This is a genomic window from Listeria sp. ILCC797 (assembly GCF_900186185.1).
Lineage (GTDB): Bacteria > Bacillota > Bacilli > Lactobacillales > Listeriaceae > Listeria > Listeria goaensis.
Map to the genome: position 1 here is coordinate 305,865 of NZ_FYBS01000001.1, position 26,219 is coordinate 332,083.

At 39.9% G+C, this 26,219-nt stretch carries 24 protein-coding genes; 2 read left to right on the forward strand and 22 right to left on the reverse strand.

The features are described from left to right. Positions 1 to 72 precede the first annotated feature (72 nt). Positions 73 to 1,749 carry a glycerol-3-phosphate dehydrogenase/oxidase gene (locus tag BN1609_RS01460; protein WP_088808764.1) on the reverse strand — a complete coding sequence of 559 codons (1,677 nt, stop codon included), beginning with the start codon at positions 1,747 to 1,749 and terminating at the stop codon, positions 73 to 75. Positions 1,750 to 1,921: 172 nt separating this feature from the next. Further along, entirely contained in the window at positions 1,922 to 2,653 is a 732-nt protein-coding gene (locus BN1609_RS01465; RefSeq protein WP_088840438.1) for a glycerophosphodiester phosphodiesterase family protein, read from the reverse strand. 160 nt (positions 2,654 to 2,813) lie between these two features. Here BN1609_RS01465 and BN1609_RS01470 point away from each other — a divergent pair, with 160 nt between their 5' ends. Further along, entirely contained in the window at positions 2,814 to 4,655 is a 1,842-nt protein-coding gene (locus BN1609_RS01470) for an acyltransferase family protein (RefSeq protein ID WP_088840439.1), read from the forward strand. Positions 4,656 to 4,687: 32 nt separating this feature from the next. On the opposite strand, the gene BN1609_RS01475 is transcribed toward BN1609_RS01470, so the two are convergent. From BN1609_RS01475 to BN1609_RS01490, 4 genes are all read right to left on the reverse strand, one after another. Further along, the gene (locus tag BN1609_RS01475) at positions 4,688 to 5,152 is read right to left on the reverse strand and encodes an S-ribosylhomocysteine lyase (RefSeq protein ID WP_088808761.1); all 465 of its coding nucleotides are present in this window, start codon (positions 5,150 to 5,152) and stop codon (positions 4,688 to 4,690) included. Positions 5,153 to 5,172: 20 nt separating this feature from the next. After that, a complete protein-coding gene (gene parC, locus BN1609_RS01480) occupies positions 5,173 to 7,629 on the reverse strand; it encodes a DNA topoisomerase IV subunit A (protein WP_088840440.1) in 2,457 nt (818 codons plus the stop codon). Next, positions 7,626 to 9,593, reverse strand: a complete 1,968-nt coding sequence (gene parE, locus BN1609_RS01485) for a DNA topoisomerase IV subunit B (protein WP_088808759.1) — start codon at positions 9,591 to 9,593, stop codon at positions 7,626 to 7,628. The genes parC and parE overlap by 4 nt, the downstream gene beginning before the upstream one ends. A gap of 153 nt (positions 9,594 to 9,746) precedes the next feature. Further along, the gene (locus tag BN1609_RS01490) at positions 9,747 to 10,154 is read right to left on the reverse strand and encodes a CoA-binding protein (protein ID WP_088808758.1); all 408 of its coding nucleotides are present in this window, start codon (positions 10,152 to 10,154) and stop codon (positions 9,747 to 9,749) included. A 144-nt stretch (positions 10,155 to 10,298) separates the two neighbouring features. Between BN1609_RS01490 and plsY the strand changes: the two genes are divergently transcribed. After that, positions 10,299 to 10,895: a glycerol-3-phosphate 1-O-acyltransferase PlsY gene (gene plsY, locus BN1609_RS01495; RefSeq protein WP_088808757.1), complete on the forward strand. Its 597-nt coding sequence runs from the start codon at positions 10,299 to 10,301 to the stop codon at positions 10,893 to 10,895. A gap of 35 nt (positions 10,896 to 10,930) precedes the next feature. Here plsY and BN1609_RS01500 read toward each other — a convergent pair whose 3' ends face one another. The 16 genes from BN1609_RS01500 to clpX form a co-directional block, all read right to left on the reverse strand. Then, a complete protein-coding gene (locus BN1609_RS01500) occupies positions 10,931 to 11,803 on the reverse strand; it encodes an aldose 1-epimerase family protein (RefSeq protein ID WP_088840441.1) in 873 nt (290 codons plus the stop codon). Further along, a complete protein-coding gene (locus tag BN1609_RS01505) occupies positions 11,796 to 12,116 on the reverse strand; it encodes a hypothetical protein (RefSeq protein WP_088808755.1) in 321 nt (106 codons plus the stop codon). Before BN1609_RS01505 ends, BN1609_RS01500 begins: the two co-directional genes overlap by 8 nt. Position 12,117: 1 nt before the next feature. Next, positions 12,118 to 12,546 carry a thioesterase family protein gene (locus tag BN1609_RS01510; protein WP_088808754.1) on the reverse strand — a complete coding sequence of 143 codons (429 nt, stop codon included), beginning with the start codon at positions 12,544 to 12,546 and terminating at the stop codon, positions 12,118 to 12,120. Positions 12,547 to 12,698: 152 nt separating this feature from the next. Beyond that, positions 12,699 to 13,478: a GTP-sensing pleiotropic transcriptional regulator CodY gene (codY, locus tag BN1609_RS01515; RefSeq protein ID WP_088808753.1), complete on the reverse strand. Its 780-nt coding sequence runs from the start codon at positions 13,476 to 13,478 to the stop codon at positions 12,699 to 12,701. Positions 13,479 to 13,497: 19 nt separating this feature from the next. Beyond that, complete coding sequence (hslU, locus tag BN1609_RS01520) at positions 13,498 to 14,904, reverse strand: HslU--HslV peptidase ATPase subunit (RefSeq protein WP_088825260.1); 1,407 nt, start codon at positions 14,902 to 14,904, stop codon at positions 13,498 to 13,500. Positions 14,905 to 14,915: 11 nt separating this feature from the next. Next, complete coding sequence (gene hslV, locus BN1609_RS01525) at positions 14,916 to 15,455, reverse strand: ATP-dependent protease subunit HslV (protein WP_088840442.1); 540 nt, start codon at positions 15,453 to 15,455, stop codon at positions 14,916 to 14,918. A 19-nt stretch (positions 15,456 to 15,474) separates the two neighbouring features. Then, a complete protein-coding gene (gene xerC, locus BN1609_RS01530; protein WP_088825320.1) occupies positions 15,475 to 16,380 on the reverse strand; it encodes a tyrosine recombinase XerC in 906 nt (301 codons plus the stop codon). A gap of 218 nt (positions 16,381 to 16,598) precedes the next feature. Beyond that, complete coding sequence (gene trmFO / locus BN1609_RS01535; protein WP_088838717.1) at positions 16,599 to 17,927, reverse strand: FADH(2)-oxidizing methylenetetrahydrofolate--tRNA-(uracil(54)-C(5))-methyltransferase TrmFO; 1,329 nt, start codon at positions 17,925 to 17,927, stop codon at positions 16,599 to 16,601. Between the two features lie 75 nt (positions 17,928 to 18,002). Further along, a complete protein-coding gene (gene topA / locus BN1609_RS01540; protein ID WP_088808749.1) occupies positions 18,003 to 20,081 on the reverse strand; it encodes a type I DNA topoisomerase in 2,079 nt (692 codons plus the stop codon). A 248-nt stretch (positions 20,082 to 20,329) separates the two neighbouring features. Continuing rightward, entirely contained in the window at positions 20,330 to 21,172 is an 843-nt protein-coding gene (gene dprA / locus BN1609_RS01545; RefSeq protein WP_088815184.1) for a DNA-processing protein DprA, read from the reverse strand. A 147-nt stretch (positions 21,173 to 21,319) separates the two neighbouring features. Beyond that, complete coding sequence (locus BN1609_RS01550) at positions 21,320 to 22,078, reverse strand: ribonuclease HII (RefSeq protein WP_088815183.1); 759 nt, start codon at positions 22,076 to 22,078, stop codon at positions 21,320 to 21,322. Further along, a complete protein-coding gene (ylqF, locus tag BN1609_RS01555) occupies positions 22,075 to 22,932 on the reverse strand; it encodes a ribosome biogenesis GTPase YlqF (protein ID WP_088808746.1) in 858 nt (285 codons plus the stop codon). The genes BN1609_RS01550 and ylqF overlap by 4 nt, the downstream gene beginning before the upstream one ends. Positions 22,933 to 22,945: 13 nt before the next feature. Beyond that, positions 22,946 to 23,485, reverse strand: coding sequence for a type I signal peptidase SipZ (sipZ, locus tag BN1609_RS01560; RefSeq protein ID WP_088808745.1), 540 nt, complete (start codon positions 23,483 to 23,485; stop codon positions 22,946 to 22,948). Between the two features lie 100 nt (positions 23,486 to 23,585). Beyond that, positions 23,586 to 24,140, reverse strand: coding sequence for a type I signal peptidase SipY (gene sipY / locus BN1609_RS01565; RefSeq protein ID WP_088815182.1), 555 nt, complete (start codon positions 24,138 to 24,140; stop codon positions 23,586 to 23,588). A 106-nt stretch (positions 24,141 to 24,246) separates the two neighbouring features. Continuing rightward, positions 24,247 to 24,798, reverse strand: coding sequence for a type I signal peptidase SipX (gene sipX, locus BN1609_RS01570; protein ID WP_088808743.1), 552 nt, complete (start codon positions 24,796 to 24,798; stop codon positions 24,247 to 24,249). Positions 24,799 to 24,920: 122 nt separating this feature from the next. Continuing rightward, on the reverse strand, positions 24,921 to 26,180 hold the full coding sequence (clpX, locus tag BN1609_RS01575; protein ID WP_088808742.1) for an ATP-dependent protease ATP-binding subunit ClpX: 1,260 nt from the start codon (positions 26,178 to 26,180) through the stop codon (positions 24,921 to 24,923). Between the last annotated feature and the right edge of the window lie 39 nt (positions 26,181 to 26,219).

Sequence of the window (26,219 nt, forward strand, 5' to 3'; positions counted from 1 at the left end):
AAACGCTAGAAGCAAACCTTTTTTTCAAAATAAAAACTGACGATAATTTTGATATTATCGTCAGCTCTTTCTTTATCTATCGTGCCAATCCGCTGGCTCTCTAGCATCTTGTATCTCCGCTTCAAGCTCTTTTTTCAATTTTTCTTCTGTTTCAGCGTCCCAGTGGAATAAATTTTGCATTTCATCGACTACTGCATCTTTCCATTCAAGCAGATACGGCATATCGAAAAGCAAGTAACCTGTGCGTCGTAACAAGAAATCAACAGGGTGAATAGCGGATTCATGATAAACCGAATAGTGCAGTTCTGCGTATAAACTATTTGGAAGTGTCGTAATACCTTTTTCCTTATGTTCTTGTGCATACGTAAAGAGTTGATCAATGTTCGTACCGAAGCGTTTCGCTAATTCACGTGAAATGGCAAGTGACCAACCGAAGCGATTACTGCCTTCTTTTGCTTTTTTATCAATGAAAGCCTCTAAATTTTCAGAGCCGCCAATATCTCCACCTGAAATCGGTAAATGTTTCGTTTGAACAGTTTGATACGTTTTCCCCGTTTCGCTACTTAACGGTTTTGTCACTTCATCTAAAAGTTTTTCCGCCATTTTCCGGTAGCCCGTTAATTTACCGCCAGCCATCGTAATGAGACCACTTTCAGAAAACCACACTTCATCTTTACGGGAAATTTCAGACGGATCTTTTCCTTCCTCATAAATCAGTGGCCGAACGCCTGCCCAGCTAGATTCAATATCTTTTTCGGTAATTTTAACGTCTGGGAACATATAGTTAATCGCTTTAATCACATACGTGTGGTCGGATTCAAGCGCTCTCGGATGAATCGGAAACTCATCATAAAATGTATCCGTCGTGCCAACATAAACTTTTTTATCACGCGGAATCGCAAACACCATCCGACCGTCTGGCGTATCAAAATAAACAGCTTGCTCCATCGGGAACTTACTTTTATCGATAACAAGATGAACGCCTTTGGTTAAACGAAGATGTTTATTGTTGTGTGAATAGTCGAGGTTGCGCACACGGTCAACCCAAGGTCCCGCAGCATTGATTACTCTATGGCCTCGAATGTCGTATACGCGACCAGAAATACGGTCCGTAACTGTCACCCCGCGAACTTGTTTCGCCTCATCGTAAATTAATTTTTCCGCACGTGTATAATTGATGGCAAGTGCCCCAAGTTCAACCGCTTTTTTCATCACTTCAATAGTCAAGCGTGCATCGTCCGTTCTGTATTCCACATAAAATCCAGAGCCTCTTAACCCTTCTTTTTTCACAAAAGGATTTTTAGCGAGTGTTTCTTTCACGGAAAGAATTTGACGGCGTTCATCTTTTTTGACTCCAGCGAGGTAATCGTATAGGCGAATGCCCATGGAAGCCGTTCTTTTCCCCATGTTCCCGCCTTTATGGAAAGGTAACATCATCCATTCAGGTGTCGTGACGTGCGGTCCATTTTCATAAACGATTGCCCGTTCTTTTCCAAGTTCTGCAACTTCCTTCACTTCAAATTGTTGGAGATAGCGCAAACCTCCATGTACAAGTTTTGTCGAACGACTCGAGGTACCGCTTGCAAAATCCCCCATTTCAATGAGCGCCACCGACATACCGCGACTTGTTGCATCTAGCGCAATGCCAGCGCCCGTTATCCCGCCGCCAACAATAACAAGATCAAATGTTTCATCTTGCGCTTTTCTTTCAATTGTTTCTCTGTCAAATGCTGAAAATAATTGTACCATTTTGTATTTGCCCCCTTGATTTTAGACTACTATCCGTTAACTACTCGGCTTTTTCCACTTCGAGCGTTTTTTAAACATTTTGATAGAAAAAGGGACTACAAACATAGCGATTGCGCTCGCCGTTTGTAGTCCCTCTCATATCATTAGACTGTTTCGTATTAACTTACTTCCATTATACCGAATCCTCTTTGGAAAGCAAACTTTTTTGTTTGAGCCGCTCACGAAGCTGTACGGCGTCACTTGGGAAATCTGTGAAAATACCTGCTACTTGGGCTAAAAGGAAGGTTTCCATCTCCGCCGTCTGATTTACCGTCCAGTACCGCAATTTACGATTTGTTTTTCTCACTGGAAATGCTCGCTTAGAAAAATGCAACGACTGAATTTGATACGCGTCAAGGAGCGCTTCGTCTGCTTCATTTTCCTTGTAACAAATAAAAGCAAGTTCAACTGAATCGCTTAAAGCGCGCATGTTTTGGAGGGTTTTCATATTGAAGGAAGAAAAAATTATCCGCGGATTATCTTTCGTTTTTTGCCACACAATTTCTTCAATGCCCGTATATGAAAATTTATCCGTTTTAAGTTCGATATTTAAACGCATATGGCTGTTTTCAAATACGTTTAGTACTTCGTCTAGTCTAGGCACGCGCAAAGTTGACGCGTCCACCCCGCCCGTTTTAATCCAAAGTGCTTGTAGTTCTTTATAGGTCATGTCTTTTACGTAGCCGGTACCGTTTGTTGTGCGGTCAACTTTTTCATCATGGATGACGACTGGGACTGCATCTTTTGTGAGTTGCACGTCAAATTCAACCCCGTCGCACCCCGAAAGTAAGGCGTTTTGAAAAGCGGGAATGGTATTTTCTGGAAATGTGCCGGAACTACCTCGATGTGCATAGATTTCAAGCATATGCCAACACTCCTTTCTTTTTTACTATTCCAAATGGCTCAAATTTATTAAAATTCTCTAAAGACGCGTTTTTCTGCGTTACAGTGGTATATTTGTATGTTATTATTGTACATGACTTCAAGAAACAAACAAAGATATGACATTAATAGGAGATGTTATTTTGAAGAGAACAGCTCGATACAGTAGAAAATATGTTCCGAGTATTGATGGACTTCGTGCACTTGCTGTCCTAGCTGTTATTGCCTATCACTTAAACTTTTCATGGGCGCAAGGCGGTTTTATCGGCGTTGATATATTTTTTGTACTTTCTGGATATTTAATTACAAACATTCTTCTTACACAGTGGGAAAATGAAAATACGATTCACTTAAAAGAATTTTGGTTGCGGCGTTTTAGGCGTCTAATTCCTGCCGCATACTTGATGATAATTGTTGTTGTGATTTTTGCTGTTTTATTCAATCGCGAATTACTTACTACTTTACGCGGTGATGCCATTGCTTCCTTTTTTTATATGAGCAATTGGTGGTTTATTTTTCATAATGTGTCGTATTTTGACTCATTTGGCTTACCTTCCCCGCTTAAAAACTTATGGTCACTTGCCATTGAAGAACAGTTTTACTTAGTTTGGCCACTATTTTTATACGGTTTCTTAAAATGGATTAAAAATCCGAAGTGGTTGCTGCGCATCATTTTAATCATCGCACTTTTATCCGCGATTTTAATGGCTGTGCTTTACACTCCTGGAAGCGACCCAAGTCGAGTTTATTACGGCACTGATACACGTTTATTCGACCTCCTTATTGGCTGTGCTTTAGCCTTTGTTTGGCCGTTTAATCGTTTAAGTCCAAAAATACCGCGGCAAAGTAAACTTGCTTTAAATATTTCGGGAACGATAAGCATTGTTTTATTCTGCATACTCGTCTACACAATGAACGAATATCAACCATTTTTATACCGCGGAGGACTACTGCTTGTTGCGATTCTCGGTGTTCTTATGATTGCAGCTATTGCCCACCCTTCTTGTTATTTAAGCAGATTGTTTAGTTTTAGACCGCTACGCTGGATTGGAACTAGATCATACGGTATCTACTTGTGGCATTACCCGATTATTACGCTGACAACTCCTGTCACAGAAATCGGTCAACCGAGCTTACTGCGTGCGTTTTTCCAAGTGACTGCTACGTTCATCATCGCAGAACTTTCCTTCCGATTTGTCGAAACACCTATTCGTAAAAAAGGCTTTATCGCTTACATGAAAGGCTTTAAGCACAAAAATTACGCCGTGATTAAAAATAAACCAATCGGACTTTGGGCAGCTATATCAGCACTCGTTCTTTCCATCGGGATTTTTGCAATAGGCATGTCTGGCATTCTTCCCATCAAAACGCAGGCAGAACGGACCGTCACTGAAGTAAAAACGTCCACAAACAATGAAAAGACGGAAAGTAAACATGAAGAAAAACAACCAAATACACAACAAAAACCCGAGCAAAAAGAGGAACCGAAAAAAGCAACAACCCCTATTCCTCCGAAAAAATACACATACACCCAGACGTTAGCATTAGGCGACTCGATTATGATTGACATTGAGCCCTATTTAAAAGAAGCCATACCCAATGTGACGATTGATGGGAAAATTGGTCGACAGCTCGTTGATGCGATTGATGTGTCTTACAGCTATAAAAAATTCAACACTAAAGGAAGCGCCGTTTTAATTGAACTTGGTACAAATGGTCCATTCACCGAAGCCCAACTAAACAAGCTTTTAGACCGCTTCAATCAGGCCGATGTTTATCTTGTCAACACACGCGTCCCGCGCGGTTGGGAATCAGAAGTCAACCAGTCCATTCAAAATGCATCTAGTCGCGAGAATGTCACTGTCATTGACTGGTATTCAGTCGCCGTAAACCACAATAACTATTTTGGTTCTGATGGCGTACATCTTACAAAATCCGGCTCCCAAGCCTACGTTAATTTAGCGCTTAACGCAATGAAAAAATAAAGAGGTTCCGAATTCGGAACCTCTTTTCTTTATTATGCGAAAACATCTGCCCAAGTATCTTTTTCACTTAAAAATTCGCGTGCCAATTCTTGCGCGCCAGACAAGCTATGGCTAGCTGCAAAGCCACACTGGACTTCATTACACGCAGGAACCTCAGTCGCTTCTAAAACGTCGTTTAGTGTCGCCTCTAAAATGCGCAACACATCATCAAAATCATCATGATTAATAAGTGATACATAAAAGCCCGTTTGACAGCCCATTGGACTAATATCGACAATTTTATCCGTATGATTTCGAGCTAGTTCCGCCATTAAATGCTCCAGCGAATGAAGTGCTGGCATTTCCATATGCGCCTTATTCGGTTGCTTAAACCGGACATCATACTTATAAATTTCATCGCCATGATAGCCCGTTTTTGTTCCTGCGAGCCTTACATATGGCGCTTTTACTTTTGTATGGTCCAAATTAAAACTTTCCACATTCATTTTTTCAGACACGTTTTTCAGCTCCTTATTGTTTAAGATTCTGGTGTTTCGCTATCCGTAATTTCTGGAATTAACGTCCACATATCAACTGGCTGTCCTTCCATCGCTTCATCAAGAACAAACGAACCATTTGAATAGCGATCCGTGAGTCGCAGGTTGGCAGCATCTAATTCAACAAGCTGTTCTTTATTTGTTTCAATCACAAGTTTGTCTTCTGCACCAGCTAAAAGCAGCGCCACAAAACGGTGCGGATTCGATTTCAATTCCCGCAGCATAATTAAACCGCGTTTCGCACGTGTAATCGGTTCGAATTCCGAAAGTTTCATTTGTTTCAGTGACCCACGTTGCGTAACAAGAATCATATTTCTCGTTTCATCAGGCGTAATCACAAAACCGCCAATGACTTCATCGCCCGCTTTTAAATTAATCGCTTTAACCCCGGCAGTACGCGCCCCAGAATCCGGTACTTCACTTACATTGTAACGCAAACCATAACCAAATTTTGTTGCCAAAAAGACATCTTCTGTATTCGCAATAAGCGATACAGCAAGCAGTTCATCGCTATCTTTCAGCTTAATCGCCATCATTGATTTCGAGTAGCGTTGTGGTTTGTAGTTCGTCATAAGGGACGACTTAATCATCCCGTTCTTCGTTATAAACAAGAAGTAGTGTGCTTCGTCAAACGCATGTACAACTTTCGCCGCGATAATTTCCTCACCTTGACTAATATCCGTCGCTAAATGACTAATATGGTCCCCAATATTTTTCCAGCGAATTTCTGGGAGCTCGTGCACCGGACGATAAATGTAATTCCCTTTATTCGTAAAGAGTAGAATCGTATCCATCGTATTTACTTTTTCAATAAATATAGGATGGTCGGCTTCTTTCATCGCAAGCTCAAGCCCGTTTGAAGCCGCATAAGAGCGCATGCTTGTACGCTTCACATAGCCTTCTTTCGTAACAGACACAACAACATCTTCACTCGCCACAAGCACTTCCGTATCAATTTTAATTTCGGAAATTTCCGCCTGCACTTCCGTTAAACGCGGCGTTTTATACGTCTTCTTAATTTCCGTAAGCTCTTCTTTTAAAACGCCAACAAGCGCATCCGAACTCCCTAAAATCCGCTCTAAAATCGCGATTTTTTTAGTCAGTTCTTCCGCTTCCATGCGAAGTTCCGTAATATCCGTATTCGTCAAACGATAAAGTTGCAAGGACACAATCGCCTCTGCTTGCTTCTCACTAAACTCGTAGCGCTTCTCAAGATTCAGTTTCGCATCACGTTTGTCCTTCGACCCACGAATCAGCTTAATCACTTCATCTAAAATCGACAAGGCTTTGATTAAACCGTCTAAAATATGTTGCCTTGCTCGCGCCTTCCGAATGTCGAATTCCGATCGTTTTGTAATAATCTCTTTCTGGTGCGCGATATAGGCATCTAATAATTGGGTAAGCCCCATTAAGACTGGCCGTTTATTATGAATCGCCACCATATTAAAATTATAACTCACTTGCAAGTCCGTATTTTTAAATAAGTAATTAAGTACGCCCTCAGCATTAGCATCTTTCTTCAGTTCAATTGCAATTCTTAGACCCGTACGGTCCGTTTCATCGCGCACTTCCGAAATACCTTCAATTTTCTTTTCAATGCGAAGTTCATCAATTCGTTTCACTAAATTCGCTTTATTAATTTCATAAGGAATTTCATGAATCGTAATTTGTTTGCGTCCACCACGAATATCTTCAATCTCCGTCTTAGAACGCACAACAACTCGGCCTTTCCCCGTTTCATACGCCTTCTTAATGCCTTCTGCCCCTTGAATGATTCCCCCAGTTGGAAAATCAGGTCCTTTGACAATTTTAAGAAGCGCATCTAAGTCGCAATCTGGGCGATCCAGTCGTTTAATGACCGCATCAATAATTTCCGTTAAATTGTGCGGCGGTATGTCTGTCGCATACCCGGCTGAAATCCCCGTTGAACCATTAACAAGCAAATTAGGAAAGCGCGCAGGTAAAACTGTCGGCTCACTTGATGTATCATCAAAGTTTGGAACAAAATCAACCGTTTCCTTTTCAATATCCCGAAGAAGTTCCGCAGAAATCGGCGATAAACGCGCCTCCGTATAACGCATCGCAGCAGGCGGGTCGCCGTCCACGCTACCATTATTACCATGCATTTCAATGAGCGCATTTCGCACTTTCCAATCTTGACTCATTCGAACCATTGCATCATAAACGGACGTATCTCCGTGTGGATGGTAATTCCCGATAACATTACCGACTGTTTTGGCCGATTTTCGGAAACCTTTTTCTGCTGTATTCCCTTCTTCATTCATCGCAAATAAAATCCGGCGCTGTACAGGTTTTAAGCCGTCACGCGCATCAGGAAGCGCACGTTCTTGAATGATGTATTTACTATAACGACCGAAGCGGTCACCCATTACTTCTTCAAGCGCTAAGTCTTGAATATGTTGTTCTGGTGTACTCAAACTTCCCGCACCTCCTGACTGATCATATTTTCATTTTCAAGAATACTTTGATCGTCTTCTAAACTAAACTCAACGTTATTTTCAATCCATTTCCGTCTCGGTTCTACTTTATCGCCCATCAGTGTAGCTACTCGTCTCTCAGCTCGAGCGGCATCTTCAATGCGGACGCGAATCAATGTCCGTGACTCTGGATTCATCGTCGTTTCCCACAATTGGTCGGCATTCATTTCACCAAGCCCTTTGTAGCGCTGAATCATGTAGCCTTTACCAATTTTTTTAATACAGCTGTCCAGCTCGTCATCTGTCCAGGCGTATTCGACAACTTCCTTTTTCCCAGAACCTTTACTTACTTTATATAATGGCGGAAGCGCGATGTAGACTTTACCCGCTTCAACAAGCGGCTTCATGTAACGATAGAAAAACGTCAGGAGCAGCACTTGAATGTGCGCGCCGTCCGTGTCGGCATCGGTCATGATTACAATCTTATCATAATTACAATCTTCTACTTCAAATTCCGAACCTACTCCAGCACCCACAGTATGGATGATTGTATTGATTTCTTCATTTTTCATAATATCTTGTAATTTCGCTTTTTCCGTATTAATTACTTTTCCTCGAAGTGGCAAAATCGCTTGGAATCTTCTGTCACGACCTTGTTTTGCAGAACCTCCAGCCGAATCACCTTCGACTAAATACAGTTCATTTTTGTTAGGGTTACGCGACTGGGCAGGCGTAAGTTTACCAGAAAGCAATGTTTCCGAACGTTTCCGTTTTTTCCCATTCCGTGTTTCCTCCCGCGCTTTACGCGCCGCCTCGCGCGCCTCACGTGCTTTCACAGCCTTTTTCACAAGAAGGCTACTTGTATCAGGGTTCTCCGCTAAAAAGTAGGCTAAGTGCTCTGCTACGACGGCATCAACCGCAGGACGTGCTTCTGCCGTCCCCAGTTTTTCTTTCGTTTGCCCTTCAAATTGCAGCAGATTTTCTGGAACCCGAATCGAAAGTACCGCCGACAAGCCTTCACGAATGTCACTGCCCTCTAAATTCTTATCTTTTTCTTTTAAAATACCAACGCGTTTCGCATATTCATTAAAGACGCGCGTCATCGCAGCTTTCATGCCCGATTCATGTGTCCCAGCGCCTTTTGTACGCACATTATTAACGAAACTTAAAATATTTTCCGAGTAGCCATCATTAAATTGAAACGCCATTTCCATTTCAATCGTGCCGCTTTCTCCTTCAAAAGAAACAACCGGATGCAAAACATCTTTCCCTTCATTGATATATTCAACGAAGTTTTTCACACCTTCCTCAAAATGGAACGCCTCGCCCATACCAACACGCTCGTCGATAAGTTCAATGCGCATTCCTTTAAGCAAAAACGCCGATTCGCGCAAGCGCTCTGAAAGTGTTTCATAGTTAAAAGAAGTCACAGGAAAAATACTTTCATCTGGTTTAAAACGGATGGTTGTACCCGTCTCTTTTGATTTTCCGATTTTTCGAAGCGTACCATCAGGCTTACCGCCACGAATGAAATTCTGTTCATACATAGCGCCGTCGCGACAAATTGTCACTTTTAACCATTCCGAAAGCGCGTTAACTACGGAAGATCCAACACCATGCAAGCCCCCGCTTGTTTTATATCCGCCCTCTTGACCAAATTTTCCTCCCGCGTGAAGAACGGTTAAAATCACTTCAACGGTCGGTTTCCCCGTTTTATGCATCCCCACTGGCATGCCGCGCCCCTTATCCGTTACGCTGACGCTCCCGTCATCATGAAGGATAACTTTGATTTCATGGCCGAACCCAGCTAAAGCTTCATCGACCGAATTATCGACAATCTCATAAACAAGGTGATGTAAGCCTCTAACATCAGTCGATCCAATATACATGGCTGGACGTTTTCGAACTGCATCTAACCCTTCTAAAACTTGAATAGAATCATCATTGTAAACATTTTTAGGCATCTATTCTTAACTCCTTTCGTGCATATCCCTTAAATTATCAAGCAGTCCTTAAACAGCTACCCTAACAGAATAGCATTATCTTTTGAAAATGGAAAGCATCTTTCTCAAACCGCGAAAAAACAGGCTCTTTTTTTGAACCTGCTTTATGTCTTTTCATTCAGCTAGCTCTCGGTAAGCAATTTTTATACAATAATCCATGACCACTGGATGCGTTTGTTTGAGGAGTTCATATGCTTCTTCATTTTGAATACCAAGCTGTGCCCAAAATACATTAGCATCGATTTCTAAAAATTCACGCGCAATATCCGGCAAAAATTCAGAACGTCTGAAAACATTAACAATGTCAACAGGTTCTTTAATATCTGCTAAACGTGCTACAGCTTTCTCACCAAGAATTTTATCCGCCTTAGGGTTAACTGGAATAATTTTATATCCAGCTTCTTGCATGATTTTTGAAACTTGATAACTCGTACGTTCTGGTTTATCGCTTAGTCCAACTACCGCAATGGTTTTAGCTTCTTTTAAAATTTTATCGCGCGCTTCTTTTGTCGAATGATACATCCAAATCGCTCCTTTTTAAAAAGTGCCTCATTCCTTATTTTATCGCTATCTTGCGCGAATGTAAAGAACAGAACGATTTTTCACCAAATCACAATTTTTTTATGCTATAATTCTTAATATGAGTTTAAAAAGAGGAGTTTTCGCATGCTTACAAAACTAATTTTATTGTCTGTCCTTGCCTATTTAATCGGCTCCATTCCTTCTGGTTTATGGATTGGAAAACTATTCTACAAAAAAGACATTCGCGAACACGGCAGTGGCAACTTGGGCGCCACCAACTCATTTCGCGTCTTAGGCTTAAAACCAGGCATCGTCGTAACCGTGATGGACATCTTAAAAGGAACCATCGCCACGTTACTTCCATTCTTTTTTCTCCCTAACATCGACCACCATTACATGCTACTCACAGGTGTATGCGCGATTCTTGGTCATAGCTTTCCAATTTTCGCAAGTTTTCGGGGAGGAAAAGCCGTTGCAACATCGGCTGGGGTCGTTTTAGCCTACGCGCCAATTTTATTCGTCTTGGCCGTCCTAGTATTTCTTTTAACCCTTAAAATCAGTAAATACGTATCACTTAGTTCGATGATTGCGGCCGCTGCGGCCTTTGTTATTTCGTTATTTTTGGGAGACCCTATCTTAATCGGCCTTATTACAGCGCTCGCCATTTTCATCATCTGGCGCCACCGGGCCAATATTAAACGCATCAAAGAAGGAACCGAACCGAAAATTACATGGATGTAAAAAACCCGCCAAGAATAATCTTGGCGGGTTTTTAGTTACCCTACTTGAATGGTATAGTTCGCTGTGAAAATTGCTTCTGGTTCAAGCTGTTCAATTCCCGCTTTATCACGGAGTTCAACTGGACTTCCTACGCCATCAGCAATTCCGTACCACGGTTCAATACATAAGAACGGTGTGCCGTCTCTCGCCGTCCAAATACCGACGAAAGGAAAATTCGGAAAATCAACTTGAACAAAATGCGCGTGTTTTTTAGAACGAATCGCGATTTTATTCTCTTTAAGCCCCTCAAAAATCAAGGCATCATTGGCAAACAGCTCATAATTAATTGGCAGCTCCATCGTTTCTTCCGCCGTCACACGTTTTAACTTGCCAGACCGATATGGCCCTTCCAGTTGCAACGACTCGAGCTCTTCTTTCGCATGGAAATCCAAATAATAATCATCAAACGTCGTTCCACGAACAAGTGGGAGATTAAACGCTGGATGCGCACCAATTGAAAAGTAAATTCGTTTTTCATCCGTGTTTTCAACTTGATACTCAACATGCACGCCGTCTTCAAGCAGCGTATAGCTGACCGTCAAATGAAACGCATACGGATACACCAACCTCGATTTTTCATCCGCAGAAAGCTCTAAAACGCACTTATCTCGCAAAAGCTCGACCACTTTAAACTCGCGGTCACGCGCAAAGCCGTGCTGGGGCAGATGGAACGCCTCCCCGTCGACAAAATAGGTGTCCTCTACAAGCCGACCCACTGTTGGGAATAAAATAGGGGCATGACGTCCCCAAAATGCGGTATCCGCATTCCACAAATAGTCTAGCTGCGTTTGTTTGTTATAAATTTTTGTAAGCTCTGCTCCCGCTTCCTTAAGTTCGATAAGCATTGTATCATTCTCAAGTTTAATCATGTTTTTCTCCCTCCAAGTGGAACCTGTCAATCTGATCCCACTTCGCTTCATTTTTTAAAACCGCAAGTTGAATTTCCCCAAACAAGTCAAAATGTGGTAAATTATCGTGCCCAAAATCAATATACGCTTCCGGCAATTGGTACTTCTTCCCCCATGCCTTCAACACATTTAAATCCGAACTAGCCACTTTAGTGACCGTCTTCGAATTTGGAAAACGCTCATCTAGCCAGTAGTGCGTTAAAATGGCAATTTCGCCGCGCATTGCTTTATCTTTAAAAGCAGTCAATTCAGCACGTTTTACACCAAATGCCATATTATTCCGCCCCTTCGATAGCCCGTGCATACTTCTCATGCCAGTCTTTTAACACGCGTTTTAAAGCCACTGGTTTAAAGCCATCCTTCGTCACACAAACATGTTTCGTTTCACCAGTAATCGCAATCTCGCCTGATTCCGCATAACGAATTTCATATCCGTAAGTAACACGCACGCCGTCATATTCCGATAGCCAAGTTTTAACAATCGCATTTTGCCCGTAGCGAAGTGGCTTCCCGTAATGAATGGCGACATCAATGACCGGCGATAAGTAACCAAGCTGTTCCATATCAAAATAACGCAAGCCTAAACTTTCAATAAAGCGCGTTCTTCCTAATTCCATCCAGATTAAATAGTTCGCATGATAGACTACACCCATTTGATCAGTTTCGGCATAGCGAACTTCAATTTCCGTTTCCGTAAAAGTCATAATTTACCTCCCCAAAAACCAGTCTTCCATACCATTTTAGCAAATTTCCAATCAAAACAGAAACTATTAAGATGGAAAAAGCTCCCACAAGATGTGAGAGCTTTCAAGACTGATGACAAACAGCCTGCTTCGGCGTTCATCAGTCTAATCACTTAGTTATTTTTTAATTTTTCCAGCTCTACTAAGAATTTGTCATTTAATACGCGAATGAATGTACCTTTCATACCAAGTGAACGGGAATCAATAACGCCCGCACTTTCTAATTTACGAAGTGCATTAACGATTACAGAACGCGTAATGCCAACTCGGTCAGCGATTTTAGATGCTACTAGCAAGCCTTCTTTACCGTTTAATTCATCAAAAATATGTTCAATTGCTTCTAACTCACTGTAAGAAAGGGAGCTGATAGCCATTTGTACAACCGCACGGCTACGCGCTTCTTCTTCAATTTCTTCTGCTTTCTCATGTAAAATTTCCATACCTACAACTGTGCTACCATATTCTGCTAAAAGCAAGTCATCGTCTGTAAATTTATTTTCTAAACGAGAAAGAATTAGCGTACCAAGACGTTCTCCTCCGCCGACAACAGGTACAATCGTAGTTAATCCTTTCGTGAATAAATCGCTATTTTCAATTGGGAAAGCTGTATATTGACTGGAAACTTCAAGGTTTGCAGACGTTTCATTCACATTAAATAAGCTTTGCGTATATTCTTCAGGGAATTGACGCTCAGTAAGCATTTGCTTCATACGTTCGTTTTCAATTGGCAAAATTTCAGAATATCCTAAAAGTTTACCTTTACGACTTACAATGTATGTGTTTGCTTCAATCACATCGCTCAATGTATCTGCCATTTCTTTAAAGTTCACTGTTTTTCCTGCCGCATTTTGTAACATTGCATTAATTTTTCTTGTTTTTTCTAATAAAGTCATTATTAGATCCTCCTAAAATTTATAAAATAAATTGTGTTAAATCCTTACTTTGCATAATTGCTTCTAGTTTTTCATTAACATAACTTTCCGTGACTGTAACAGAATCCAGTGTAATATCGGGTGCTTCAAAAAGCAAATCCTCGAGCAATTTTTCTAAGATTGTATGTAACCTTCTTGCTCCAATATTATCAGATTCCTGGTTAACTTGAAAGGCAATTTCAGCCAATCTTTCCACTGCTTCTTTTGTAAAAATTAAATCAATATTTTCTGCTTTAAGTAAAGCCCGGTATTGTTTAATCAGCGCATTGTCTGGCTCCGTTAAAATCTTGATGAAGTCCTCTTGCGAAAGCTTATCAAGTTCAATGCGAATTGGGAAACGACCTTGAAGTTCGGGTATTAAATCAGACGGCTTCGAAATATGAAAGGCCCCAGCTGCAATGAACAAAATAAATTCTGTGTTTACCGTACCATACTTTGTCGCAATTTGCGACCCCTCAACGATAGGTAAAATATCTCGTTGTACACCTTCACGAGAAACTTGAGCATTGCCGCCACCATTTTGGCTTGCCACTTTATCAATTTCATCTATAAAAATAATCCCCATCTGTTCAGCACGGCGAATGCCCTCAGAAGAAACTTCTTCTTGATCAATCAATTTCGTTGCTTCATCCTCAAAAAGAATTTTCTTCGCTTCTTTCACTGTTACTTTGCGTTTCTTTTTCTTCTTAGGGAAAAGCCCTGAAAAAGCGTCTTGCATGCCCGCCATTTGATCCATGCCGCTTCCTTTAAACATATCAAACATTTGATTTTGTTGTTCAGCCACTTCAACTGTAACGACCTCATCATCAAGCTCGCCAGTTTTAATGCGATACTCTAGTTTATTACGCTTTTCTTTTAGCTCATCATCGACAATTTCTTGCTCGTCCTGATTAGGCGCAGCCCCTTGAAAAAGCGCTTCAAAGGGATTCTGAACTGTCTGCTGTTTTTTCTTCTGAGACGGCGCAAGCAACTTCGCAATACGTTTCTCTGCATTTTCTTCTGCTTTAAAACGCACCAATTGCATCTTCTCTTCTTTTACCAAGCGAACCGACACCTCAACTAAATCACGTACCATCGATTCAACATCACGACCAACGTACCCTACCTCAGTAAATTTTGTTGCTTCAACTTTTGTAAAAGGAGCTCGAACAATTTTAGCAATCCGCCGCGCAATTTCCGTCTTTCCAACGCCTGTTGGGCCAATCATCAGAATGTTTTTAGGAATGATTTCATCCCGCATTTCTTCGTCCATCATCATACGACGATAGCGATTTCTAAGCGCAACCGCAACTGATTTCTTGGCGCCATTTTGACCGATAATGTATTGATCAAGTCGTTCAACAATTTGTCGCGGGGTTAAACTTACCGTATCTTGACTATTCACCATCTATCACTCCTTCATAGCTCTTCAACAATAATGTGGTCATTTGTGAAAACACAGATTTCAGAAGCAATTTCTAACGCGTGCTTCGCAATTTCCTTTGCTTCCATATGCTCCCTGCTATATCGTTTTAAAGCTCGACCCGCACTAAGTGCATAATTTCCACCTGATCCAATCGCCAGAATGCCATCGTCTGGTTCAATAACTTCTCCAGTGCCAGAAACTAACAACAAAGTATCTTGATCCATTACAATAAGCATCGCTTCCAATTTGCGCAGAACATTATCGCTGCGCCATTGTTTGGCAAGTTCCACGGAAGCGCGTTCTAAATTGCCACCATATTCATTTAACTTACCTTCAAATTTCTCAAATAATGTAAAAGCATCGGCGACAGAACCTGCAAATCCAGCAATTACTTTATCATGAAATAATCGTCTTACTTTTCTAGCATTATGCTTCATAATAACCGATTCGCCAAGTGTCACTTGACCATCTCCTGCCATTGCAGCTTTTCCATTATGTTGAACTGCAAATATCGTTGTTGCATGCATCTCCATCGTTTTCGCCTCCTATTTTTTATGCTCTTGGATGATGTTTCATATAGGTTGCTTTCAAATGTTCCTTCGTAACGTGTGTATATATTTGCGTGGAAGAAAGACTAGCATGACCTAATAACTCCTGAACGGTACGCATATCCGCCCCATTATTAAGTAAATCCGTTGCAAACGTATGACGCAACATATGTGGATGAATTTTTCTTGTTAGTGATGCCTTTTCTATCACTTTCGTTAGCGCATAACGAATACCTCTTGCTGTCAACGGATCGCCATAATGATTGATCAGCAAAAAATTATGTTCTTTTTGGTGCTGCTTCATGAGAACTTTTCGCCCTTTATTCAAATATTCTTGCATCGCATCTTCAAAAAAAGAACCAAATGGCACATACCTTTCTTTATTTCCTTTTCCCCTAATTAAAATGGCTTGATAGGCTCGATCAATATCGTTCATCTGAATATCAGCACTTTCTGACACACGTATCCCTGTTCCATATAGAAGTTCAAGGATAACACGATTTCGCAGTGTAAGCGCTTCATCATTCTCGTATACAACTTGAAATAGAGCTTCCATTTCTTCATTGTAGAAAAACTTTGGAAGCCTTAACTCGCTCTTTGCATGTGAAACATACGTAAATGGGTTCGTACTCACAAACTCTTCGCGCAACATAAAATTGTAGAAGCTACGCAAACTAGAGATCTTCCTTGAAACTGAACTTCTTGAATACTCTTCCCTCTTAAGTTCAGTTAAATACAATCGAATCAACAAGTAGTCAACATCCTGATAATTCAAAATATGCTGCTGATTCAAAAAAGTTTGAAAATCCAAGATATCATCATGGTAAGCTACTACAGTATTGTCTGAATAATTTCGCTCATTTTGGATATATGTCATAAACATCTCCAGAATTTGCTGTTCTTTCACGATATTCACACCTTTCAAACACTACCATAGTATCATAAGGAATAACAAGTTGCAATAATTTCACGCATTTTTCGCAACATTTCCAATTAAACTAGAATCCCCTTCAATTTAACAAACTCAACTTTAAATCGCAAACATTTTCCATTAGATGCGGAACAATTCAAAAAATTAAAGTTGCGTTTTCTGAAAAGAAAGACTAAAACAAAGGCTGAACTTTACGTTCAGCCTAATTTATTATAGTTGTTTTCCAGTACTTCTGCAACCTTTTTTATAGCATTTAATGCTCGATTAGCCAGTTGTTCATTTCGTTCTTGTTTTGCTCTAACTTTTTCTGGCAGTTCAGGAAACAAACCGAAGTTAACATTCATAGGTTGGAAAGTTTTAGTATTCGCATTCGTAATGTAATGCGCAAGACTGCCTATCGCACTTTCAGCTGGGAATTCTACTAACTCATTGCCTAGTACATATTGCGCCGCATTAATTCCTGCCGCTAACCCACTAGCAGCAGATTCCACGTAACCCTCAACCCCTGTCATCTGTCCAGCGAAAAATAGATTTTCACGTGTTTTAAGTTGATAAGTATTTTTCATCGCTTTTGGAGAATTGATAAATGTATTTCGATGCATGACGCCATAACGAACGATTTCTGCATTCTCTAGCCCCGGAATAAGTCCAAAAACGCGTTTCTGTTCGCCCCACTTAAGATGCGTTTGGAAGCCCACCATATTATAAAGCGTTCCTGCTGCATCATCTTGGCGCAATTGTAGAACAGCATATGGTCGTTTACCTGTTTTCGGGTTTTCTAACCCAACCGGTTTTAGAGGCCCGAAAAGCATTGTTTTAATCCCACGTTTTGCCATGACTTCAATTGGCATACAACCCTCAAAAAACACTTCTTTTTCAAACTTTTTCAGTTCAGCCGTTTCAGCAGTCACAAGTGCCTCATAAAATGCATGGAACTCTTCTTCTGTCATCGGACAATTTAAGTAAGCAGCCTCACCTTTATCATAGCGCGATTTCAAGTAAACTTTATCCATGTCAATACTGTCTTTTTCAATTATCGGAGCTGCTGCATCATAAAAATACAAATAGTCTTCTCCAGTAAGGTTTTGTATCTTTTCCGCTAAAGCTTCACTCGTTAAAGGGCCTGTTGCTATAATTGTTGTCCCTTCAGGAATATCTGTCACTTCTTCAAGATGGACAGTTACAAGAGGGTGGTTTTTCACTTTGTCCGTAATATAACCAGAAAATTCATGACGATCAACCGCAAGTGCTCCCCCCGCTGGAACTGAAGCTCGGTCAGCCGATTCAATAATAATAGAATCCAACATGCGCATTTCTTCTTTAATGACTCCTACAGCATTTGTTAGACCATTAGCGCGAAGTGAATTGGTACACACAAGTTCTGCGAATTTATCAGTATGATGAGCTGGAGTTTGTTTTACTGGTCGCATCTCATACAAATCAACTGCAATTCCTCTTTTCACAAGTTGCCACGCTGCTTCACTTCCAGCAAGCCCTGCTCCAATAACATTTACTCTTTTTTCCAAAACGAAAATTCCCCTTCCATAAGCCTATAAACAGATGGACGAGCCAACCTCACTATTGAAGTTGGCTCTACCCTACTATTTTTGCGTTTCTTCTTTATAATCACAATTTGTACATTGAATTTGAATACCTTTTTTCAGTTTCTTCTCAATTAAAGCTTGCTCTCCGCATTTTGGACACGGACGTTCAACAGGTTTATCCCACGATACATAGTCACATTCAGGGTAACGATCACAGCCGTAAAAAATACGTTTTTTCTTACTCTTACGTTCAATCACGTGCCCTTTTTTACATTTCGGACAAGTAACACCAATTTCTTTTACAATTGGTTTGGTATTACGGCAATCAGGAAAACGACTACAAGCGAGAAACTTACCATATTTGCCCATTTTGTAAACCATAGGAGCTCCGCAAACATCACAGTCAATTCCAGCAGGTTCATCTTTAATCTCAATTTTTTCCATTTCTTTATCGGCGCGTTCAACATTAGGTTCAAAACTCTTATAAAATTCATCAATGACGCGAACCCACTGCTGTTTCCCATGTTCCACTTCATCCAGTTCCGACTCCATGTTCGCCGTAAAACTAACATTCAAAATCTCAGGAAAATACTCTTCAATTAACTCATTTACAATCTCACCGAGTTCGGTTGGCATGAAACGTTTATTCGTAAGCGATACATAGTTTCTACGCTGAATAGTATCTAAGGTAGGCGAATAAGTTGATGGACGCCCAATTCCTATTTCTTCAAGCGTCTTAACAAGTCTTGCCTCTGTATAGCGCGGAGGTGGCTGAGTAAAATGTTGACGCTGTTCAAGCGTTTCGTAATTCACTTTATCGCCTTTTTCCAAATCTGGAAGAATATTTTCTTTTTCTTCTTTATTGTCATCGTTACTTTCAACATAAACTTTCATAAAACCAGCAAATTTGATTTTTGAACCGTTTGCTCTAAACGTAACACCGTTATTGTCTAAATCAACTCGCATTGTATCTAATACAGCCGGTGTCATTTGGCTTGCAACAAATCGTTCCCAAATTAATTTATAAAGTCTGAGTTGATCGCGACTCAAATATTCTTTCATTTCTTGTGGTGTTCGTAAAACACTTGTTGGTCGAATCGCTTCATGAGCATCTTGAGAACCTTTTTGGTTTTTATCATTCCGCTTTTGGCTTCTAGCAAACTCATTTCCATAAGTATTCTTAATAAATGAATTAGCTTCACCCGTTGCCGTATCAGAAATCCTAGTTGAGTCCGTACGCATATATGTTATTAGTCCCACTGTTCCTTGTCTACCAAGTGCAATACCTTCATAAAGTTGTTGCGCAAGCATCATGGTTTTACGAGTTCTAAAATTAAGTTTCCGAGCGGCTTCTTGTTGTAGTGAGGAAGTAGTGAAAGGCGCTGCTGGATTACGAAGACGTTCTTTCTTAGTAACGTCAATAACTTCAAAAGTTTTGCCTTTGATTTGTCCCATAATTTCTTTTACATCAGCAGCATTACTAAGTTTCTTCTTCTTACCATTTACACCATAAAAGTTAGCTTGGAAAGCTTTTTTTCCTTTTTTAAAATTGCCATCAATCGTCCAATACTCTTCTGGTTTAAAGTTATTAATTTCCTTTTCTCTATCAATGATAAGACGGAGTGCCACTGATTGAACACGTCCAGCACTCAAACCTTTCTTCACTTTCTTCCATAAAATTGGACTAATATTATAGCCAACTAAACGATCTAAAATACGTCTTGCTTGTTGTGCATCTACTAAGTCCATATCAATTTTTCGTGGATTTTTAAAAGACTCCTTAACTGCATCTTTTGTAATTTCATTAAAAACCACTCGTAAATCGTCAGTCTGATCAAGTTCAAGGCTATTCGCTAAGTGCCATGCAATTGCTTCCCCTTCGCGATCTGGATCGGCCGCGAGATAAACTTTTTTTGCCTTCTTAGCTGCTTGTTTTAATTCTTTTAAAACGGGACCTTTCCCGCGAATTGTAATATAACGTGGTTCAAAATCATGGTCTACATCAACACCCATCTGACTTTTTGGTAAGTCGCGTACGTGTCCCATAGATGCTTTTACTTGGAATTTTTTACCTAAATACTTTTCTATTGTCTTTGCTTTTGCTGGTGATTCTACGATAACTAAATAATCCGCCATTGGCTTTTCCTCCCTGATTTGGGTCAAATGAGCGGGCTAAATAATACTTTCTTATTTTCTGCCTCGCTAATCGTTTGCTTTCTTCTAAATTGATATACAATTCAGTAGTCAATAATAGCTCTTTCAAAAACTTTTGTCAATCCATCTTTTGAAATCATGCTATTTTTCAACCATTCTTAAGCAAACTTATATCAAAAAAACAGGAATTGCAAGCCAAATCACTTCATTTAGTTATAATTTTTCCATATTTAGTTAATTTCTTCTATTATATGCATGGACTGTGATACAAGTTTCGCACCTTCTGAAATTAAGCCATTCGTTCCTCCAGAACCTGTTGCAAAAATATTTCCTGGAACCACAAAAATTTCTCTATTCTGCTCGAGCGCATAGCTTGCCGTCACAAGCGAACCACTTTTTTCTTCCGCTTCTGTTATAAGAACTCCCTTCGTTAACCCACTCATAATTCTACTGCGTTCTTCAAAAAAATTTTTTCTTGCTTGTTGATTTGGCAAATATTCGCTGACTAAAACATTCCCCAGAGCTTTGATTCTTTCAAATAATTCCTGATTGTTTAGTGGATACGGTACGTTGAAGCCAGAAGGTAATACGCAAATTAAATTGCCATCCACCTTTAAAACGCTCCTCGCAGCAGTTTCTTCAACACCATGGAGGATCCCCGTTACAACTACCATATTTTGTTTGCAAAGTCCTTTTGTTAAAAATTTAGTAACAGCTCTCCCGTAGTGTCTCATTTTATGCGTCCCGATAACCGAAATAGATGGTTCAGAGAGTAATGACACCTCTCCGTAAATTAAGAGAATTGGCGGTGCATTTTGAATTTCCCGTAGTTGAGCTGGATAGTCATCATCAAAATAAAATAGAAATTGACCTCCTGACTCTTCAAACGCAGAAAGTTCTGTCGTCACATCTGCTACCTCTAGCTCCTCTTCTCCATCTAAAAATAATGTATGAAATTCCCGCTCTTCATATTGGAAACAATCTTTATCTAAACAGTATTGCCAAATTCTTGCTCGAAGAGTAGCAGGTAAATATAGCAACTCCTGCCAAGTATTTTTTTCAAGTAAATCCATATCGTAACCTCCTTTTTCTCTATTTTACGCAGAAGCCATGATTTAGCAAATCGCGAAAATAGCATTTTTAAAACGCAAAAAAAGAGTAGTTCTACATAGAAATACTCTTTTCAAAATCTATTTAACTAGTTTCAAACTGCTTTTAACTTAAAGATACAATTTTACTGGTGCAAATGTCTTTCGATGAATCGGACAAGGTCCAATACTTGCTAAACCTTCTAAATGCTTTTTCGTTCCGTATCCCATATTATGAGCAAAATCATAGCCCGGATATCTCTCGTCATACTCCCTCATTAAACGGTCACGCGTAACTTTAGCTAAAATTGAAGCAGCCGCAATCGAAATACTCTTGCTGTCACCTTTAATAATTGATAATTCATCAGGCGAACGTTTTAGCGGCATCGCATCAATTAATGTAAAATCAGGCGCTGGAGCTAAACCGTCTAATGCCTCATTCATCGCTATTTTAGTCGCCTCATAAATATTGACTTCATCGATAATCGAATGCGGCACGATTCCAACATGATAGGCAATAGCATTTTCTTTAATTTCATCAAAAAAAGCTTCTCGTTTTGCTTCATTAAGTTGCTTAGAATCATTAATTCCAAGCACATTAAAATCGTCTGGCAAAATGACAGCCGCCGCAACAACAGGCCCCGCAAGTGGACCACGACCAACTTCATCAACGCCCGCAACATAGCGAAAACCTTTTTGATATGCTTCATTTTCAAAAATTTGCATCTCACGCATTTTTTCCTGAAGAAGATATGCTTTTTCCATCCGTTTACGTGCATTCTCAACAAGCTTTTGAACCCCTTTTCGCTCATCTTGAATAAAAGGGGAGAGTTCCTTTTCTGTATTAATTCCGCTTATAATCTGTTTTATCTCGCTTATCGAATAGCTCAATTTGTGTCACCTAATTCTGGTAAATCAAAAGAGATTTTACCGGCTTTTTGTTGCCTAATTTCCCGTACTAGCCACTCTGCCGCGCGTCCATAATCTGGATCGCGATATTTATCGAAGTAGCCGTGCTTGCTAGCAATTTGGGCTAATATTTCTGTATCATCCGAAGCATTTACAAAATCCAGCCATTCCTTTAATCTCACAGGGTAATGAGCTTCTAAAAAGTGAATGCCATATAAAGCGATTTCTTCCATGTTTAAAATGTCATCTTTAATCGCACCTGTCAGCGCTAATTTAAATCCTACTTCTTGGTCTTCAAATTTTGGCCAAAGAATGCCTGGCGTATCAAGCAGTTCAAGCGTTTTGCCCACTTTTATCCATTGTTGTGCTTTCGTAACGCCCGGTTTATTACCCGTCTTAGCAATATTTTTTTTTGCTAGGCGATTTATAAGCGTGGATTTACCTACATTGGGGATTCCTAAAATCATGGCACGAATAGCTCTCGGTCGCATTCCTCGCTCCTTTTGACGTGCGAATTTTTCCGCCATAAGCTCTTCGGCTGCGCGTTCGATTGCATGAAGATTTTTTCCTTGCTGTGCATTGACCGGAACTGCTTTTAAACCTTTTTCTTTAAAGTAGGCCACCCATTCCTTCGTTACTTTTTCATCTGCTGCGTCCGCTTTATTTAAGATAATGACGCGTTTTTTCTGGTGGATTATTTCTTCAAGCATTGGATTCGATGAGGATAGAGGAATTCTGGCATCCACAAGCTCGAAAATCACATCTACTAATTTTAATTTCTCGGTCACTTCTCTACGTGCTTTCGCCATATGACCGGGGAACCACTGAATTGTCATGAACGTTCTTCTCCTACTCAATAAATTTTGCATCCGCAAGCGGCCAGTAACAAATTGGCGCTGTACCAACTATCTTCGTTTCTGAAACGGGTCCGATGATTCTGCTATCTCGGCTCGCTCTTCTATTATCGCCCAACACAAAATAAGTGTTTTTTGGCACCTTGCCATCTGGAAGCATCTCTTTTGTGCTATAGTCTTCCGTCAAATAACCGTCTTTCATTTTCTTTTTATACTCATCTAAATAGGGTTCATCATATTTTTTCCCATTAATGTAGAGCGTATCTTCTTTATACTCGATAACATCGCCTGGAAGCCCAATAACACGTTTAATGTAATCAGTTCCATCTTCGCGGAAAACAACCACATCAAATCGGTCTATAGAGCCATAACGATTGATGATAACGCGATTACCATCTGTTAATGTCGGCATCATCGAAACGCCATCTACAATAATTGGAACAAATAAATAAAAGCGAATAAATAAAGCGAGTATAATCGCTACCACTGCCGCCCAAATCCACGCCCACAATCTTTTAAGATTCTTTTCCTTCAACTTTATTGCACCGCCTACTATTTAACTTCCATACTTCCATTATATACGAAAAAAATACACCTGAATAGGAAAACCCGCGAGATAATCTCGCGGATCTACTTTATTTTTTCGAAAATTGAAGGACAACGCCATCAATCGATGAGTCATCAATAAAGCCAAACATACGGCCGTCCATACTTCCTTCACGGTTATCACCTAAAACAAATAACTTACCTTTTGGTACAACACTTTTACCAGTTACATCTTCTAAAGTGAAGTTTCCGTCCCCATCGCCCGGTTCACGATATGTTTTCATACCATCTGCGAGATAAGATTCCGGATGTTTTTTTCCATTTAAATAAAGCTCACCATTTTTAAACTCAATTTTGTCACCAGGAATACCAATGACACGTTTAATGAAGTATTTTCCTTCATCACCAGTCGAAACTGGTGCATCAAACACAACAATATCATAGCGATCAGGTCCAGTTATTTTTTCAATAAAAACACGATCTCCATTTTCATATGTTGGATACATGGATAATCCATCTACTTTTACTGGAGCAAAAACAAAAGTTCTAACAAGGAGTGCAATCAGTAATGCAGTAGCAATAACAAGAACCCAACTAAGAATCTGTTGTTTTTTTGATTTCTTTTTCACTTCATTTTCTTCCATTTTCGACTTCCTCTCATGCACGTACATAATAAATATCGTGCCCTCTAGAATGGATAACACGACCTATTATCCCATTTATTTTTTTTGATGTAAAGTTATAGAAAACCTATCTTTGTAAAGTGTTTCCAAATGAGATTACTTTACCTAGAACATCAGCTTCTTTAATAAAGCCAATATAGCGACTATCCTTACTTATTCGGCGATTATCACCTAACACGAATAGTTCACCCTTTGGAACTTTATTCACACCACCACAAGCAGGCAGTTCATTTAGTTTAAAATCCTCAGTTAGATAGCCGCTTGTAATACTTTCTTTTTCGCTATCTAAGTACGGTTCATCATATTTTTTTCCATTAATATAAAGCTGGTCTGAACGATATTCCACCGTGTCGCCTGGTAACCCTATGACACGTTTAATATATTCAGCTCCTTCTTCATCAGGTGCAGGGAAAACGATAATATCAAATCGATCAGGATTTGCCATTTTGTTAATGAATAAATGTTCCCCGTCATGCAAAGTAGGATCCATTGAGTCCCCATAAACAGTAACTGGTGAGATGAGGAAATAGCGTATTCCAAACGCAATAATAAGTGCCAATAAAATGACTTTTAGCCATCCAAAAATGGCTGATTTTGGCTCTTTCTTCTTCGTTTCCATAAAATCCCTCATTTCATCCATTTCATTTTCTTGATTATAGCATGAAAAAGTTTGAAAGATATAACAAAATGCCCCCTTAACATACTAAAAAGCCAGTATCCCATAAGAATACCGGCTTTTATTTAGGCAGATGTTTTAATTGGAATCACAGAACCGTCTTCCAATTGCAGTTTAGGCTCTTCATCGCCAGTCACAGCATCTTTTGTAATGATACATTTCGCAATATCATCTCGCGAAGGAATTTCAAACATAACATCAAGCATAATACTCTCAATAATCGAGCGAAGCCCTCTGGCACCTGTCTTTCTATGAATCGCTTCTTTAGCAATTTCATGTAGCGCCTCTTCTTCAAATTCTAACTCGACGTCATCAAGTTCCAACATTTTTTGATATTGCTTCACAAGAGCATTTTTCGGTTTGGTTAAAATGGAGATGAGTGCTTCCTCGTCTAGTTGCTCAAGAGTAGCAATAACAGGAAGACGCCCAATGAACTCCGGAATTAAACCAAACTTCAGCAAATCTTCAGGTACAACTTTTGACAAATAGGTTTCCTCTTCTTTTAGAACTTCATTTTCCGTTCCGAAGCCGATAACTTTTTCACCCATCCGATTTTTTACAATTTGTTCAATACCGTCAAACGCACCGCCAACAATGAATAATACGTTGCTTGTATCAATTTGAATGAATTCCTGATGCGGATGTTTACGTCCCCCTTGAGGTGGAACGCTAGCAACTGTACCTTCCAAGATTTTCAGTAGTGCTTGTTGAACACCTTCACCAGAAACATCTCGAGTAATCGATGGGTTTTCTGATTTCCGTGCCACTTTATCAATTTCATCAATATAGATAATGCCTTTTTCTGCCTTCTCAACATCATAATCAGCAGCTTGAATAAGTTTTAGCAAGATATTTTCAACATCTTCCCCTACATAGCCAGCTTCTGTTAATGAAGTTGCATCAGCAATCGCAAAAGGTACATTTAAAATACGCGCAAGCGTTTGAGCAAGTAGCGTTTTACCACTACCAGTTGGACCGATTAAGCAAATATTACTTTTCGAAAGCTCTACTTCGTCTTCGGAAGACTCATTAGAGTTTACTCGTTTATAATGATTGTAGACAGCAACAGATAGTGCTTTTTTCGCACGTTCTTGTCCAATTACATAATCACTTAAAATGTGTCGGATTTCTTGTGGTTTTGGAACATCTCCAAAATCAACAAATTCCGAAACATTTAATTCTTCTTCAATGATTTCATTGCAAAGCTCAATACATTCATCGCAAATATAAACGCCAGGTCCAGCAACAAGTTTTCGAACTTGATCCTGTGATTTTCCACAAAAGGAGCATTTCAATTGGCCTTTTTCATCATTAAATTTGAACAAATCTTCTTCACCCCTTCGTTCCTATTCAGTCGAAATCTT

Coding starts and splice junctions, on each gene's coding strand:
- BN1609_RS01460 (WP_088808764.1), bottom strand. CDS start 1,749: ATGGTACAATTATTTTCAGCATTTGACAGAGAAACAATTGAAAGAAAA.
- BN1609_RS01465 (WP_088840438.1), bottom strand. CDS start 2,653: ATGCTTGAAATCTATGCACATCGAGGTAGTTCCGGCACATTTCCAGAA.
- parE (WP_088808759.1), bottom strand. CDS start 9,593: ATGCCTAAAAATGTTTACAATGATGATTCTATTCAAGTTTTAGAAGGG.
- BN1609_RS01490 (WP_088808758.1), bottom strand. CDS start 10,154: ATGTATCATTCGACAAAAGAAGCGCGCGATAAAATTTTAAAAGAAGCT.
- plsY (WP_088808757.1), top strand. CDS start 10,299: ATGCTTACAAAACTAATTTTATTGTCTGTCCTTGCCTATTTAATCGGC.
- BN1609_RS01500 (WP_088840441.1), bottom strand. CDS start 11,803: ATGATTAAACTTGAGAATGATACAATGCTTATCGAACTTAAGGAAGCG.
- BN1609_RS01505 (WP_088808755.1), bottom strand. CDS start 12,116: ATGGCATTTGGTGTAAAACGTGCTGAATTGACTGCTTTTAAAGATAAA.
- BN1609_RS01510 (WP_088808754.1), bottom strand. CDS start 12,546: ATGACTTTTACGGAAACGGAAATTGAAGTTCGCTATGCCGAAACTGAT.
- codY (WP_088808753.1), bottom strand. CDS start 13,478: ATGACTTTATTAGAAAAAACAAGAAAAATTAATGCAATGTTACAAAAT.
- hslU (WP_088825260.1), bottom strand. CDS start 14,904: ATGGTGAATAGTCAAGATACGGTAAGTTTAACCCCGCGACAAATTGTT.
- hslV (WP_088840442.1), bottom strand. CDS start 15,455: ATGGAGATGCATGCAACAACGATATTTGCAGTTCAACATAATGGAAAA.
- topA (WP_088808749.1), bottom strand. CDS start 20,081: ATGGCGGATTATTTAGTTATCGTAGAATCACCAGCAAAAGCAAAGACA.
- dprA (WP_088815184.1), bottom strand. CDS start 21,172: ATGGATTTACTTGAAAAAAATACTTGGCAGGAGTTGCTATATTTACCT.
- ylqF (WP_088808746.1), bottom strand. CDS start 22,932: ATGACAATTCAGTGGTTCCCCGGTCATATGGCGAAAGCACGTAGAGAA.
- sipY (WP_088815182.1), bottom strand. CDS start 24,140: ATGGAAGAAAATGAAGTGAAAAAGAAATCAAAAAAACAACAGATTCTT.
- sipX (WP_088808743.1), bottom strand. CDS start 24,798: ATGGAAACGAAGAAGAAAGAGCCAAAATCAGCCATTTTTGGATGGCTA.